Below are 14,664 nucleotides of genomic sequence, written 5' to 3'. Positions count from 1 at the left end.
AGAGAAATCCCAATTTTCTATTTATTAACACCTCCAAGACCCCATATACAAATCCTGAAAAGCATCTATCTCCTAAATTCTGAATAAATCGGATGTTTTACTACTTTTGTATAAGAATATCCTGAAAAACAGAATAATGGCAAAATCTTCAATTACAATCAATGATATCGCACGCGAATTAAATGTAGCACCTTCAACCGTTTCCCGCGCTCTGAACAACAGTCCCAAAATAAGTGATTTTACAAAACAAAAAATAATTGAGAAGGCCGAAAAGCTTGGATACAACCTGAACATGGTTGCCTCAAGTCTGTCACGAAGCCGTACCAATACCATTGGTGTAGTCATTCCTTTTCTCAACAATTTCTTTTACAGTGAAGTCATCAATGGCATTGAAGAAATCGCCTATAATAAAGGTTACCGGATTCTGGTTGCTCAGACAAAGGACTCTTTTGATAAAGAGAAAGAAATTCTACGCACCATGAGCGCTACCAGAGTGGACGGAGTAATCGCCTGCCTTTCAAGCGAAACCACCACCACGGATCACCTCCGAAGTTTCTCGGCGGGTGGCATACCGATGGTTTTGTTCGACCGGGTTCGCTTCGATTTTTCTTGCAGAAAGGTAGTCATAGACAACTACAGTGCTATGCAACAATCTGTTTCACATCTTGCACGTTCAGGGTATAAAAACATCGCTCACCTGGGAGGACCTTCCTCCTGCAATATTTACTCGGAACATGCCAAAGCTTTTAAAGATACCTTAAAAAAAGCAGGCCTCCCACTGCTTCCTCAGTTTCATTTATCTACAAATCTGACAGAGGAGGACATTGCTGAAGCGGTAGGAATATGGCTCAACGCTGAAATCAAACCGGACGCAATAATTACAGCAAACAGCCATGCCGCGTTGGTGGTCTCCAAATTGATCAGAGAACAAAAGCTTTCGATTCCTGAAGAAATAGCACTGACCTCCTTAACTTGTGAACCGGCTCTGCATTTTGTGGAACCTCAGATTACTTCAATTGAACTTCCGGGCGGGGACACAGGTAGAACTTCCATGACATACCTACTCAATGAAATTGAGCATGGAGAGCAAAAAAACGACACCACCATCAAACCCTTTCAGCTCATCATTCGAAACAGCTCGTTCAGAAATAAATAATGAACGGTCAATAGCCGCAAAACATACTAAGAAGTGTCTGTCCATAAAGGCCCGTTTACTGCGTTACGCCATTAGCAAAAATTGCTCATTTACTCAAGAATTGAGAGGTGAGCTCATGAGGGATGAGGGCAGAGAGATGAGGGCAGAGAGCATGGAGTAGATCTGTCAACAAACTGAAAATCTGAGCAACAAATTCCTTTTCTGCAAAAACACAATAAAACGTTAAATTTTTAGAAGTTAGAAAAATCATTTGACATTGACATTCTGAATTTACCACAGGACATCCATTTAAACTCAACCTGGATTATACATAAGACAGGTACGATGTAAACAGGCTGAAAGCCTGAGAGCAACAGCTCAGGGCAACGCCCTGGGGTTTGAGGCATTCCATTTCCCCCCCTCTCATTATTGGTCGCGATGCGACCAATAATGAGAGGGGGGAGGGTATTTCAATTTTCCTGGGCGTTGCCCCAGGCTATTGCTTATAGACCTTCGGCCTTAAAAGAACACCGCCTAAATAAATTGGAAAAATATAATGCAAACGCTTGCACATATAGTTTATTTTAATGATGTTTGTATAATATTAAACACTGTAATTCAACATATAAACAAAGGCAATTAAGGCAAAGCCCGTATCAACTGTGATACATAAAATGAATAAAAAGAAATCACTATTGTCCGGAAAAACTAAAATTCTTTACTGATGAAGAAAACAATTGGTATCATTCTTACCCTCACAGCAATGTCATCCATCTTTTTTTCCTCCTGCAATAAGAAAAAAGATATCGCCAAAGATGTTTACATCAACGAAAAGTGGGAACTCTTCCCTGCCTCTGATGATAACGACAGCGTCATTTCAACCGGTAGCTTTACCCCCAAGCAAGCGGAAATAATTAAGTTACCGGCTACAGTGCTCTCCGGCCTTCGCCAAAATGGCCATTACGAGGATCTCTACTTCAATATGGGCCTTAAAAAAACAGACAAAACCCCATTTAAGCAGCCCTGGTGGTACCGAAAAGAGCTGACCATTTCCAAATCCGAAATAAAACTAAACCATCAGCTGATTCTGGAAGGCATCAATTACAAGGCAGACCTGTGGATTAACGGAGAAAAAATCAGTAAATCCAACCAGATAGAGGGCGCTTTTGGCATTTATCAGTTCAATATTTCCCCCTTCCTCACCCCGGGAAAAAACATCATTGCCCTCAAAGTATCTCCTCCACAAAAAGGGGATCTCACGCTTGGATTTGTGGACTGGAATCCAGAAGCGCCCGACGCCAACATGGGGCTTTGGCGAGGGGTAAGACTTAAAACCTCAGGAAACATCTCCCTAAGCCACCCAAATGTTCGCTCATCAGTGAATACCGAAACGCTGGACAAAGCGGCAATCACTATATCAGTTTTCACGCAAAATCTGACGCCCGACACCCTGAATGGGCTTCTTAAAGCGGAACTTTTTAATCAAACCTTGTCAAAAGAAATAAAACTGGCTCCGGGAGAAGAAAAAGAAGTATTCTTTACCCCGGATGATTTCCCTTCTTTACAGATTACAAATCCGGAACTCTGGTGGCCCAACAACCTGGGAGATCAACCATTACATTCGCTGAAAGTCAACGTCACCGAAAACAATCAAATTTCTGACGCAGTCCAAATTCGTTTCGGAATACGCCAGATAGAGGACTATTTCACAGAAGAAGGCCACAGAGGCTTTAAAGTGAATGGCCAAAAATTTCTGGTAAAAGGAGGCGGATGGGTTGATGACATGCTGTTGGCCGATAGCGATGAAAAAGTAAAAGCTCAGATTGACTATGTAAAACACATGAATCTGAATACCATCAGACTTGAAGGATTCTGGGGCAACAACAACACCCTATACAACTATTGCGACGAACAGGGAATCATGCTTATGATCGGTTGGAGCTGCCAATGGGAATGGGAAAGCTACTGTGGCAGACCTGAAGGACCATATATGTCCATCTATCCCGAAGAGTACGAACGAGAATCCAACGCCTACCGCCAGAAGGTCTTAAGAACCCGTCATCATCCGGCCATGCTTTTATGGACTTATGGAAGTGACAGATTGCCACATCCCGATCTTGAGAAGATTCTCGATAAACACATGACAGAAGTTGCTCCCGATGCACCAGTTGTGACCACCTGCCGGGGAGTAGAGGTTGGTGGCCACCAAAACACCAGTGAAGTAAGTGGCCCGTCAGGGGTGAAAATGCTGGGACCTTACGACTGGGTACCACCGGTTTACTGGTACACCGATACGCTGTATGGCGGAGCCTATGGTTTTAATACAGAAACAGGACCTGGTCCTCAGATTCCACCCGTGGAAAGCATCCAAAAAATGTTGCCCGAAGAGCATCACTGGCCCATTGATTCCATGTGGCAATACCATTTTGGAAGAAATGAATTTCAGACTATAGACAGATACCTCAAAGCTTTTAACGCTCGTTACGGAGAAAGCCATTCTTTAAAAGAATTTACCTTCAAAAATCAGATCTCCAGCTACGAAGCAATACGTGGAATGTTTGAAGCTTTTGCAGTCAACAAGTACGAGGCAACAGGTGTTATCCAATGGATGCTGAACTCAGCCTGGCCGGAGATGTACTGGCAACTTTATGATTACTATCTGCGTCCCAACGGAGCTTTCTATGGCACAAAGAAGGCCGCAGCCCCACTGACACCTATCTACAACTACAAAGACAAAAATATTTATGTAAACAATGATTACCTGAATAGTTTTGGAGACTTGTCCCTGGAGATTAAAATTTTCTCATCAGATTCCGAAAATTTATTTTCAGCAGAACACGCTTTCTCCATCGGGGCCAACCAAACAGATATGGTTTTTGAACTACCTGAATTAAGCAACCTGTCCACTACCTGGTTTTTGGACCTGAGGATCAAGGATTACAGCGGCAAAGTGCTGGCCAATAACTTCTATTGGCTCTCCACCAAAGAAGATGTACCGGATTTCGAAGCCACCACCTGGGTGCACACCCCCACCTCTGAATTTGCAGATTTTTCTGCCATCAATGAGCTTGCTGCTCCGGAACTGACTCTTGACATAAGGAAAGAAGCAGAAGAGGGAAAAATATTATTTCATTGCACGCTGGAAAATTCTGAAAACAAACTGGCCTTCTTCAATGAATTGAAGGCCGTTGACAAACACTCGGGAGAAGTGATTCTCCCTGTGATTTGGGAAGACAATTACATTACACTTCTTCCGGGCGAAAAACGAACCATTTCGGGCAGTGTAGATCAAAACAACCTTGCACTGGAAGACGTCAAGATAGAATTAAGAAACCTGAACACAATCAAAAATACATCCGGGATTAGCAGAAAAGTCGGGAAATTTTCATCAATAAAATTTCCCGACTTCAATACAACAAAGAACGCAAAACAATAATGCAAAAAACAATCATAGGCGTAGATCTGGGCGGCACCAACATGAGAGCCGGCAGGGTAAATCAGGACAACATTGAGCAAATATCAAAGAATTTCGTTCCTAAAACGGAAGATCCCCAAATCGTGTACGAAGAATTACGGAGAACCATCAGGGATGTATGGAACCCTCAGGTTTCCGGGATCGGAATCGGAGTACCGGGCATTGTGGACTACAAGACAGGTGTAATTTTTGACATTCAGAATATCCCGTCCTGGCAGGAAATACCCTTAGGCCGGATGCTGAAGGAAGAATTCAACGTACCCGTTTACATCAACAATGACGCAAATTGCTTTGCGGCAGGTGAACGATTTTTTGGTGCCGGAAAAGATTTTGACGATTTCACGGGACTCATCATCGGAACAGGGCTGGGAGCCGGAATTATCAAAAACGGACATCTACTTCCGGACCAGAACTGTGGCTCCGGTGAATTTGGGATGATTCCTTATCTGGATAATAATTATGAACATTACTGCAGCGGCCAATATTTTGAGCACCAGGGCGGTTTGAAGGGAAAGGAAGCAGCCCTACTGGCAGAACAAAATGACCCGGAAGCTCTGAAGCTGTTCAGCAAATTCGGCCAACATCTGGGGAATGCCATCAAAACCATTATCTTTGCAGTGGATCCGGCAGCAATAATCCTGGGAGGTTCGGTTTCAGGCTCTTACCGTTTTTTTGAAGCTTCGCTTAAAGAAGAACTGGCAACGTTTCCATATGCCAAAAGTATCAGAAACCTGAAAATTATCCCCTCGGAAATACCCGATGTTGCAATTTTGGGAGCAGCAGGTCTCTATTACGAACAGGAACAATTCAGAAACCATAATCAATAAGGTCATGATAAAAGACTTAACCCGTCCGGATGAACCGGTTATAGGTGTTTTTTTAGAAGGGAAAGACCTCAAGGCCGGAAGGATTGTTAATGACAAAGTAGATGAATATCTGGAAGTTGAAATTGACAACACGGCCGAAGAAGAGGTTGTTTTAAGTCAGGTTATTGATGCAATTTCCAGACTCTACACACCCGATATTGCCGGAATCGGAATCGGAGTACCCAGCCTGGTTGATGTCCACAAAGGCATTGTCTATAATGTAGAGCACATTCCATCGTGGCGAACAGTGCATCTGGGAGAACTCCTGAAAGTGCATTTTAAAACCGGGATATACGTAAACAATGATGCCAACTGCCTGGCCATCGGGGAAAAATATTATGGAAAAGGTACCCGGTGCCGAAATATGGCAGCCATTGTTGGAGGAGTTGGTTTAGGTGCAGGAATTATAATGAACAATCGCCTGTACAGTGGTTCTAATTGTGGCGCAGGTGAATTTGGGTATATTCCCTACAAAGATCGGAACTTCGAATATTACTGCACCACAGGCTACTTCGACGTAAAATACGGTATAAAACCCAAAAATCTGTTGGAAAGAGCCCGGAAACAAGACAAAATTGCACTGGCCATTCTGGAGCAATTTGGTTTTGATTTTGCCAATTTCATCATGACTGTTATGTTTTCCGTTGATCCTGAACTCATTGTCATCAGCGGTCCCGTTGCAGATTTCTTCCCCTATTTTGAAGAATCACTTAGAAAAAACCTCAACAGTTTTCCTTTCGAAAAATCGGTGGAACATCTGAAAATCGAAGTCAGCTCAAACCCCAACATTGAGGTACTTGGGGCGGCAGCCCTCTATTTTGATGCTCAAAGAAACAATTAAACAGATAAAAACAAATCTTACTATATGGTTCAGATTGGTCAGTACAACAAGCTCAAAGTTGCAGAAATGTCTCAGTTCGGGGCTTTTCTTGACGGAGGAAATCTTGGCAACATACTTTTGCCTAACCGTTATGTCACGTCCGATCTGAAACCCGGACAGGAAATACAGGTCTTCATTTATCTGGATTCTGAAGACCGTCTGGTTGCCAGCACCGAACAACCGCTCATCACTGTCGGACAATTTGGTTATCTGAAAGTAAATGATGTATCCAATGTTGGTGCGTTCTTAGACTGGGGGCTCCCCAAAGACCTGCTGGTCCCGTTCAGGGAACAAAAAGTGAGGATGGTGGAAGGAAACAGCTATCTGGTATTTGTCTATCTTGATGATGAGACCAAGCGGATTGTAGCCTCTGCCAAAATTGAGAAATTTCTTGACAATGTCTCACACAATTATCAACCGGGAGACAAAGTGGACCTCATTATCGCGGGCGCCACGGAGTTAGGCTACAAAGCCATTATCAACCAAACACATCTGGGATTGATTTACAAAGATCAAACCCATGAACCTCCCGAAACAGGTCAAAAAGTACCAGGCTATATTGTCCGTATCCGTGAAGACGAAAAAATAGATCTCTCATTGTCCCCCATAGGTGCCGGAGGCATCGATGACAATGTGGAACAGTTGCGGGAAAAACTAACCCAAAACAATGGGTTCCTCCCTCTTACTGACAGCTCCTCACCCGAAGAGATAAGATTGTTACTGAAGATGAGTAAAAAAGCTTTCAAAAAAGCAGTAGGTTCTCTTTACAAGCAAAAGAAAATTGTTTTGGAAAAAGATGGCATCAGGGCACAGGAGGCCTGACAAGCTCCACATATACGGGCAGATGATCACTGAACCCGCCCTGGTATTCAAATCCGCGATAAGTCCGGTTAAGCATTTTGCCCGGATAAACAGGATCATCCTCCAGCAAAAAAGGAGCACTGATAATTTTCATCTTTTCCTCTTTAAGAGCCAATTTACCGGCACCGGGCAACAAATTTTCAGAAACCAAAATTTGATCAAAACAATCCCATTCGTGCCGGTATTTTATGGTTCCCGGCACATCTCCATCCGAATTCAGGGCAATATTCTCCAAACAGCACTTCAGGTTCCTGAGACTCTCATCTTCAGGCCCGTCATTAAAATCGCCCATGGCAATAATTGCAGCTGTCGGATTTTGGTTTAAAATAGTATCACACAAATTTTTAAGCACTGAAGAGGCCACCATCCGCTTATTACTTGTGGCCATTTCACCTCCCCACCGCGATGGCCAGTGATTCACCATTACATGCAGGGTGTCTCTGCCATCCAGAACGCCCTTCACATACAATATATCTCTGGTGGGACGATTATCCTCTTCAAAAATCACCTGGTGAGGTTCTGCTTCCAAAACTGAAAAACGATTGCTTCGGTACAAGAGCGCCGCATCAATCCCTCTTTTATCCGGAGAGTCAAAATGAACAATTGAATAATCAAGATGCTGCAAACCGGTATTAAACACCAGACTTTCCAAAACTTTTCGGTCTTCAACTTCACACAGACCAATCAATACCGGGGGAATCCATCTACCGGCATATAGAATGACCCGGCAAATATTATTCTCTTTCTTAATCTGCCGAAAACGATTCCAGCGACGATCACCATCCGGAGTAAATTCAAGATCATTTTTCCCCTCATTATGCTTAGGATTGAATAGGTTCTCCACATTGTAGAACATGACACCGGCCGGGTCAGGACTCTTTGCCTGACCAAACATTGAGACAACCCTCAAAAAAACCAAGAGGAATAAAATACCACGAAGTGCACCAAGAAAGGTCATGAAAAAGGTCAGGTTAAAAGTAACTAAAATCAACTGCTTTAAGGCTGGCACGTAAGGTAATCTTCAAAAATCCTGCATCCACTCTTTCTGCTTAGCAATATTTTGAAGCAAATCCGTAACTAAAATAAAAAACAATACAACAAGTGAAACGGGAAGACGAACAATCTTTCCACCTTTTAAAACTCATCAATGCGTTCAAAAGCCCCCATGTCGGGTGCTTCATCATCTATTCTGCTCGCTCCCATTGCATCTTCCGGAAACTCTTTGGCAATATTCACACTCCCGGCATCCCGTGCCACTGAGAGTGAGTCAAGCTGATAGTCATACTTTATCACATCCACAAACCCGGGATGCTCATTAAACAGCACCCCTTCATCAAAGAATGCGGAATAATTCTCTTGCTGATCCTCATCAATCTGAACCAGTGAGTGATCAAAACTCACGTTAATCAGCTCATCCAGCTTCATATCTTCATCAGACTGGAAGTCAAATTTAACTTCATTGCTATTTCTTCCGGAAATGATGCAGTTATAGAAATTGGCAGCGTCCAGTGAAAAAAACTGTTCCATATCATTTGCATCCACAAAATAATTTGAGATAAGCAAAGCAGGAGTACTGCGATAGTTAAAGGTAAAATAGTTGGCAATCGTACAATGATAAAAGTTGTAACTCCCTCCAAGAGTTAAAGCTACAGATGCACTGCCACAATTACCAAACACCGAATTAGAGGCTTCAATAGCAGAGTGCTGAGCAATAAGGCCCTGAGAAGCCACATGCTCTATAACCACATTGCGAAGATACAATGGTTTAGCATCAGGTTTATACCCTACAGAATCCACTACCAGTCCCATAGTACTGTTCCGGATGGTCGCATTCTCAATAATATGATCTTTACTATCGGGCATCAACTGAATATACCCCCACTGTCCGGTTTTATCTTCATACCACTCATCCAGCCGGTCGCTGGTAAATGTAACCGGCTCCTCCAGGGTCCCCTTCACCTGCAATGATCCAAAAACCAACAATGAGGCATCTTTATGAAAATGCAGTTTAGCGCCTGGCTCAATAGTGAGCGTTTCAGCACTGTCCACCACAACCCAATCATAAATCAGGTAGGGTTTATCTTTGGTAAAAGTAGTGGTCTTCAGGGTTTCTTTACGCAGAGGTATCACATTCTGACCATAGGCCATCAACTGTATGGTATATATGCGGGTTCGCGTATATACAAGCAAGGAGTCGGTAACGACAAAGGGAGCATTTTCGGACGTGGGATTGATGTTTACCTCCACAAAAACGAACAAACTGTCATTTCCCCGCAATGGAACATCATAAACCATACTGCCGGCGGTTCCATTCACATTCATCAGAAAGTCAGAATTATCCCCTCCGGCCAGTTCAATGGCTTCAATCATCATATCTTCCTGAACGGGATTGTAAACTCTCAAATTCTGAGTGGTAGAACCAACAGATGTAAAAATGGTGTCGAAAGCAACGGTATCTGTACTAAAGGAAAGAGTTTCATTACCTTCACGGAAGACATATTCCCGCTCACATCCGGCAAATAGAATTACCGAAAGCAGAGTAAACAAGAATGTAACCCGTGTGACAATATTTATTTTTTTATTCTTCAAATCAACAAATCAATCCATCAACAATACAAACACCTTCCTTTACTAACTGCAAAACCTCTGTAACAAAGCCTTTCATCATGCAACACATCAAAAAAAGGTACTAAAAATCCTCCCGTTTCATAATATCCTGCAAATTAAGGAAGGATTACTCAAATTACAAAGATTTTTTTATTAAAGTCAAACTTTTTTTTACATATATTAACAATGAAATTCTACGATTGTTTTACTTTTAAGTTTCAAATAACATCATAAAAAGCATCCTGAATTTTCATATTTTCTCTTCAGCCCAAAGAGCCTGACATCAAAAGAGAAAACATCATTAATAATATACCATGAAAACAGAACAAAATAATGACCGGCAGCACATCGATAATTTCTTTTCCGGAAAACCTTACACCTTCGACAAAGTCATACGAATGGTTATTGCAGCCCTGGTTATTACCGGAATGGTTCTGTTGGTTCGTTACCTTAGTAACGTATTGGTGCCGTTTTTTATTGCTGTTCTGTTGGCCTACCTCATCGACCCGTTGGTCTGCTTTATTCAGAAAAAGATGCGCATCAGGCACCGGGGACTCTCGGTAATATTTGCACTCCTTTTTCTGACGCTTATCATTTCCCTGATACTTTGGTGGCTCATCCCCCAATTTATGGAGGAGATGCACAAAATGGCCCAATTGATAAAAACCTATCTTAAAAACACCTCCTATCACGACATCTTACCAGCCGCCATAGATGAATGGTTAAGAGACAGGCTGGCCAGCAGGGACCTACAGAAAATCCTGAATACTTCAGACATTACAGAAGCCCTCAAAGATATTTCTAAACCTGTTTTACAGTTTTTTTCGGGATCATTAAACATTCTTTTTGGCACCCTGGGTTTTCTGATTGTGCTCTTATACCTGATTTTCATCCTCATTGACTATCCCAAGATGGAATCTTCATGGCCAAAGTTGATTCCGCAAAAATACAGACCCCTGGCACAAGAGGTTGCCGAAGATTTAAAATTGTCTATGCGGATATATTTTCGCAACCAGTTTCTAATCGCCATGACGGTGGGTGTTTTAATGGCGACCGGCTTTAAAATCATTGATCTGCCAATGGGAATAACTCTTGGTCTTCTGATTGGTCTTCTGAACATCATTCCCTATCTGCAGATGGTTGGTTTCTTACCCGCAATCCTGCTGGCATTACTAAAATCAATGGAAACAGGAGATAGTTTCTGGTCTGTTTTATTGTCTGTTTTCATCGTAATAGCAATTGTTCAGATCATCCAGGACACCATTTTGGTACCCAAAATAATGGGCAAAGCTTACAATATGAATCCTGCAATAATACTGTTGTCATTGTCGGTATGGGGATCTATCATGGGACTTCTGGGAATGTTACTCGCCTTACCCCTTACCACCCTCCTCATTTCCTATTATCGCAGATTAATCATCAAAGAGCCTGTCAATTCAGGCCCATTGGCCACCAAAGAAAATCCTCCTGGTGAGGAGGATTCAGAAACCTGACAGAACCAAAAGGTTTCTATGCTTTAACGGGCTTCATGTACACGCCCTATTCCTGTAACATTGGTATAAACCTGTTCGGGGTTACCTTTATAGACAATGGAGCATGCGCCGGATGCATCCACATGAATGCGTTTGCTGGCATAAACCTCTGCCTTGGCAGCTCCTGACATGGACAAATCCATCTCTTCTGTCTTCAGATCAAAGGCATTAACTTTTCCGGCACCTGGCATATTCAGCTTTACGCTAGCCACGGTTCCCCGAAAATCCAGGTTGGTAGCGCCAGCAAATGTGCCGGTTAAGCGTTCTCCCTGCAGTTCCATATCCATCTTTAAAGCTCCGGCACTTTCAATATGTAAGGAATCAAACCTGAAAGGATTTTCAGAAACAATGGTTGCTTCTTCCTCTATTTTTATGGAATGAATTCCGGGAGCCCTGATTATCAACTTAACTTCTTTTCTGTTATTAAACTTTCTTTTCTCAACATTCCTTACTGTCAAAACCCCTTCATGAATCTCCAGGAAAATCTTCTGCCTCGTTTCCTCATCTGTTATGATCTCTACAGAAGAAACATCAGCATTTTCAAGACGAACAAAATAATTTCCGGATAGTCGGACGGAAGAAAACTCACCGGTCTCCTGACGGGTGTTCAACCGGTTCCCGGATTGGTCATCGGAATCGGAGTAATCGTATAAACATCCGGTCATTCCCACCGGGATTAAAAAAGCTGCAAGCACTATCAGATAACGTGTCATAGTTAAACCCTCCATGTTTTTCTTTTTCTAAGCACAATCCGGGCCAAAACACACAACAAACTGATGCAACGATCAATACTAAAACAACAAAGTAGCAGTAATGTCAATCTTTTTGTGCGAAATCGAAACTTTTGTGTCCGAAAACGTACAAAAAAAACCGGAACTCCTGAGGAATTCCGGTCCAGATAAAAATATTGTTGCTTAGCTCAAACGCTCCAAAACAGCCATCACTTCTTTCACATGCAGACGACTATCTTCCAGCAATGCTTTTTCATCGCTGTTCAGATCAAGTTCGATAACTTTTTCCACTCCGTTTTTACCAAGAATAACCGGAACCCCCAGGTAACAGTCATCGATGCCGTATTCTCCGTCAAGTTTGATACAGACGGGGAAAACACGTTTCTGATCACGAACGATGGCCTCAACCATTTGGGCTGCAGCCGAACCGGGAGCATACCATGCAGAAGTACCCATCAGTTTCACCAATTCGCCTCCACCAAATTTGGTACGTTCAATAATTGCATCCAGCTTGTCCTTTTCGATAAGTTCGGTAACCGGAATACCACCCACAGTGGTATAACGAGGCAGTGGAACCATTGTGTCTCCATGTCCGCCCATCAAAACTGCCTGGATATCTTTGGGCGATACATTCAATTCTTCAGCCAGAAATGCACGGTAACGGGCTGTATCCAAAATACCGGCCATCCCTATGACTTTGGTACGGGGAAGTTTAGAAGAAATATGAGCCTGATAAGTCATCACATCCAAAGGATTGGAAACAATGACAATAATTGCTTCAGGAGAATACTTAATCACTTGTTCAGTAACAGATTTAACGATACCGGCATTGGTTTCGATAAGGTCGTCACGAGTCATTCCCGGTTTGCGGGGCAAACCTGAAGTGATTACCACGACATCCGAACCGGCAGTTTTTTCATAATCATTGGTTACACCAGTAGTTCGGGTGTCATACAAATTAATAGGTGCTTTTTGCCACACATCCAAAGCTTTGCCTTCGGCAACACCTTCTTTTATATCCACCAGAATAACTTCATTGGCAATCTCGCGATAGGCCAGCACATCGGCACAAGTTGCGCCTACATTTCCGGCGCCAACAACTGTTACTTTCATAAAAACTAACTTTTGAGAGTTTATATATATCTAAAATCTATAATGCATACTCAATTCAGTGGCAAATATAAACAAGACCTTCTGATTGCAGAAAAATTTCTTCATTTTTTTTCAATCTTCAGATCAAAGTAGAAAGAAACCAAACAAGCCCTCAAAAACATCCACAAAAAAACCGCCATTACATAGAAAAACACAAGCAATGACGGTTTGTTCATAAGCTGATAATCAACATCGTCACTGAGGAGGATGCTTCAAGATTTTATCTCCCTCAGAAAGTCCTTCGGTAACTCTTACCATTTTTTCATTTTCACCTTCAATCTTTACTTCCTGGCGGACAATACCCAGAGGGGTTTTCTTATAAACCACCTGTTCGTTTTCTTCGACAAATACAACATCCCTTGGTATCATCAACTGATTATCAATGGCCTGAATAATAAACCTATTGGTAGAAGTCATTCCCGGAAGCAAATCAAAACCATTGGGATTCACTTCAATTTCCACTTTAAAACCATTCAAAAATTGTCCCTCTATCTCCTGCCCAATATTAGCAACCGTTCGTACCACTCCGTTGAATTCCTCCTCGGGAAATGCATCAATGGTTATCTTCACAGCCATTCCTTCATGAATTTCATTGACATCAATTTCTTTCACATAGGTAACCGACAGAATGGTAGATAAATCGGGAAGAAGCGCTATTCGGGGATCCCAACGGCTCACCATATCACCAACTTTCTTTTTCTCTCCGTCCCACTCCCGAACATACACCACAACCCCTCCGGAGGGAGCTTTAATGACCAGGTCACGCTTGAGTTGCTGAAGTGTTTCCATCTGTTGTTCTTCCTGCCTGATATTATCTTCAATGCGCCGCACACTTAGCTCATTCTTTCTCTTCTGCTGCTGATAATTTCTTTTTTTCTGTTCCATTTGCCTCCGAGCCATCTCCAGCTCAATTGCAGCTTGCCGTTGCACAGCTTTACTCTCATAAACCGATTGTTCCACCTTTACTTCTGCATCCAGCACATTATCATGGCTCCGACGAATAGCATCCCTTGCGTCAGTAAGGTTCAACGAACTATCCATTTTTGCATTTTCCAGGTTAGCATAAAGCATATCCAGTGTCTCCTGCGTAGATTTCAGATGTTCTTCCACTTCGGATGGATCCAAAGTAGCAACATAATCACCTTTCTTTACCTCTGTACCTTCACGCACAAGATCATTAATAGCAATCTGCCGGATGCGTACCGTTCGGTTAAGCAATACATCAGGAATCATAATATCTTTGGATTCATGAGCCTCCAACTCGCCCATCGAGACCACGTAATACTCAAACCGGCCCTTCTCAACCACCACCATCTCATCTTTATCTACAGTATCGGCCATAAAAAACCGATACCCAAGAAAAATAAGGATAATAACAAAAAGTGGTAGTAGCAATAATAATTTCCTTTTCATCCGTATATAATT

11 protein-coding genes are annotated in these 14,664 nt (G+C 42.5%); 6 read left to right on the top strand and 5 right to left on the bottom strand.

The window, feature by feature from the left end; genetic code table 11:
- Positions 1-136: 136 nt before the first annotated feature.
- From BY457_RS15615 to BY457_RS15595, 5 genes are all read left to right on the top strand, one after another.
- A complete protein-coding gene (locus BY457_RS15615) occupies positions 137-1,156 on the top strand; it encodes a LacI family DNA-binding transcriptional regulator (RefSeq protein WP_106154265.1) in 1,020 nt (339 codons plus the stop codon).
- A 703-nt stretch (positions 1,157-1,859) separates the two neighbouring features.
- The gene (locus BY457_RS15610) at positions 1,860-4,571 is read left to right on the top strand and encodes a glycoside hydrolase family 2 protein (RefSeq protein ID WP_106154264.1); all 2,712 of its coding nucleotides are present in this window, start codon (positions 1,860-1,862) and stop codon (positions 4,569-4,571) included.
- The gene (locus tag BY457_RS15605; RefSeq protein WP_106154263.1) at positions 4,571-5,437 is read left to right on the top strand and encodes an ROK family protein; all 867 of its coding nucleotides are present in this window, start codon (positions 4,571-4,573) and stop codon (positions 5,435-5,437) included. The genes BY457_RS15610 and BY457_RS15605 overlap by 1 nt, the downstream gene beginning before the upstream one ends.
- Positions 5,438-5,441: 4 nt before the next feature.
- Entirely contained in the window at positions 5,442-6,317 is an 876-nt protein-coding gene (locus BY457_RS15600; protein WP_181256505.1) for an ROK family protein, read from the top strand.
- A gap of 24 nt (positions 6,318-6,341) precedes the next feature.
- Positions 6,342-7,178: a CvfB family protein gene (locus BY457_RS15595; protein WP_106154261.1), complete on the top strand. Its 837-nt coding sequence runs from the start codon at positions 6,342-6,344 to the stop codon at positions 7,176-7,178.
- Here the strand turns inward: BY457_RS15595 and BY457_RS15590 are convergent.
- Positions 7,159-8,175, bottom strand: coding sequence for an endonuclease/exonuclease/phosphatase family protein (locus BY457_RS15590; RefSeq protein WP_106154260.1), 1,017 nt, complete (start codon positions 8,173-8,175; stop codon positions 7,159-7,161). The two genes, BY457_RS15595 and BY457_RS15590, sit on opposite strands and share 20 nt — an antisense overlap.
- Before the next feature lie 176 nt (positions 8,176-8,351).
- The gene (locus BY457_RS15585; RefSeq protein WP_258176764.1) at positions 8,352-9,806 is read right to left on the bottom strand and encodes a hypothetical protein; all 1,455 of its coding nucleotides are present in this window, start codon (positions 9,804-9,806) and stop codon (positions 8,352-8,354) included.
- Between the two features lie 332 nt (positions 9,807-10,138).
- Here BY457_RS15585 and BY457_RS15580 point away from each other — a divergent pair, with 332 nt between their 5' ends.
- Positions 10,139-11,317: an AI-2E family transporter gene (locus BY457_RS15580; RefSeq protein ID WP_106154258.1), complete on the top strand. Its 1,179-nt coding sequence runs from the start codon at positions 10,139-10,141 to the stop codon at positions 11,315-11,317.
- A 23-nt stretch (positions 11,318-11,340) separates the two neighbouring features.
- Here the strand turns inward: BY457_RS15580 and BY457_RS15575 are convergent, their stop codons facing one another.
- The 3 genes from BY457_RS15575 to BY457_RS15565 form a co-directional block, all read right to left on the bottom strand.
- Positions 11,341-12,084, bottom strand: coding sequence for a head GIN domain-containing protein (locus BY457_RS15575; RefSeq protein ID WP_106154257.1), 744 nt, complete (start codon positions 12,082-12,084; stop codon positions 11,341-11,343).
- A 186-nt stretch (positions 12,085-12,270) separates the two neighbouring features.
- Entirely contained in the window at positions 12,271-13,200 is a 930-nt protein-coding gene (gene mdh, locus BY457_RS15570) for a malate dehydrogenase (protein WP_106154256.1), read from the bottom strand.
- A 234-nt stretch (positions 13,201-13,434) separates the two neighbouring features.
- The gene (locus tag BY457_RS15565; protein ID WP_106154255.1) at positions 13,435-14,652 is read right to left on the bottom strand and encodes an efflux RND transporter periplasmic adaptor subunit; all 1,218 of its coding nucleotides are present in this window, start codon (positions 14,650-14,652) and stop codon (positions 13,435-13,437) included.
- Positions 14,653-14,664 lie beyond the last annotated feature (12 nt).

The organism is Marinilabilia salmonicolor, from assembly GCF_003003035.1.
GTDB lineage: Bacteria > Bacteroidota > Bacteroidia > Bacteroidales > Marinilabiliaceae > Marinilabilia > Marinilabilia salmonicolor_A.
Note: the sequence above shows the minus strand (reverse complement) of the source record. Positions and strands in the feature narration are given on the sequence as shown.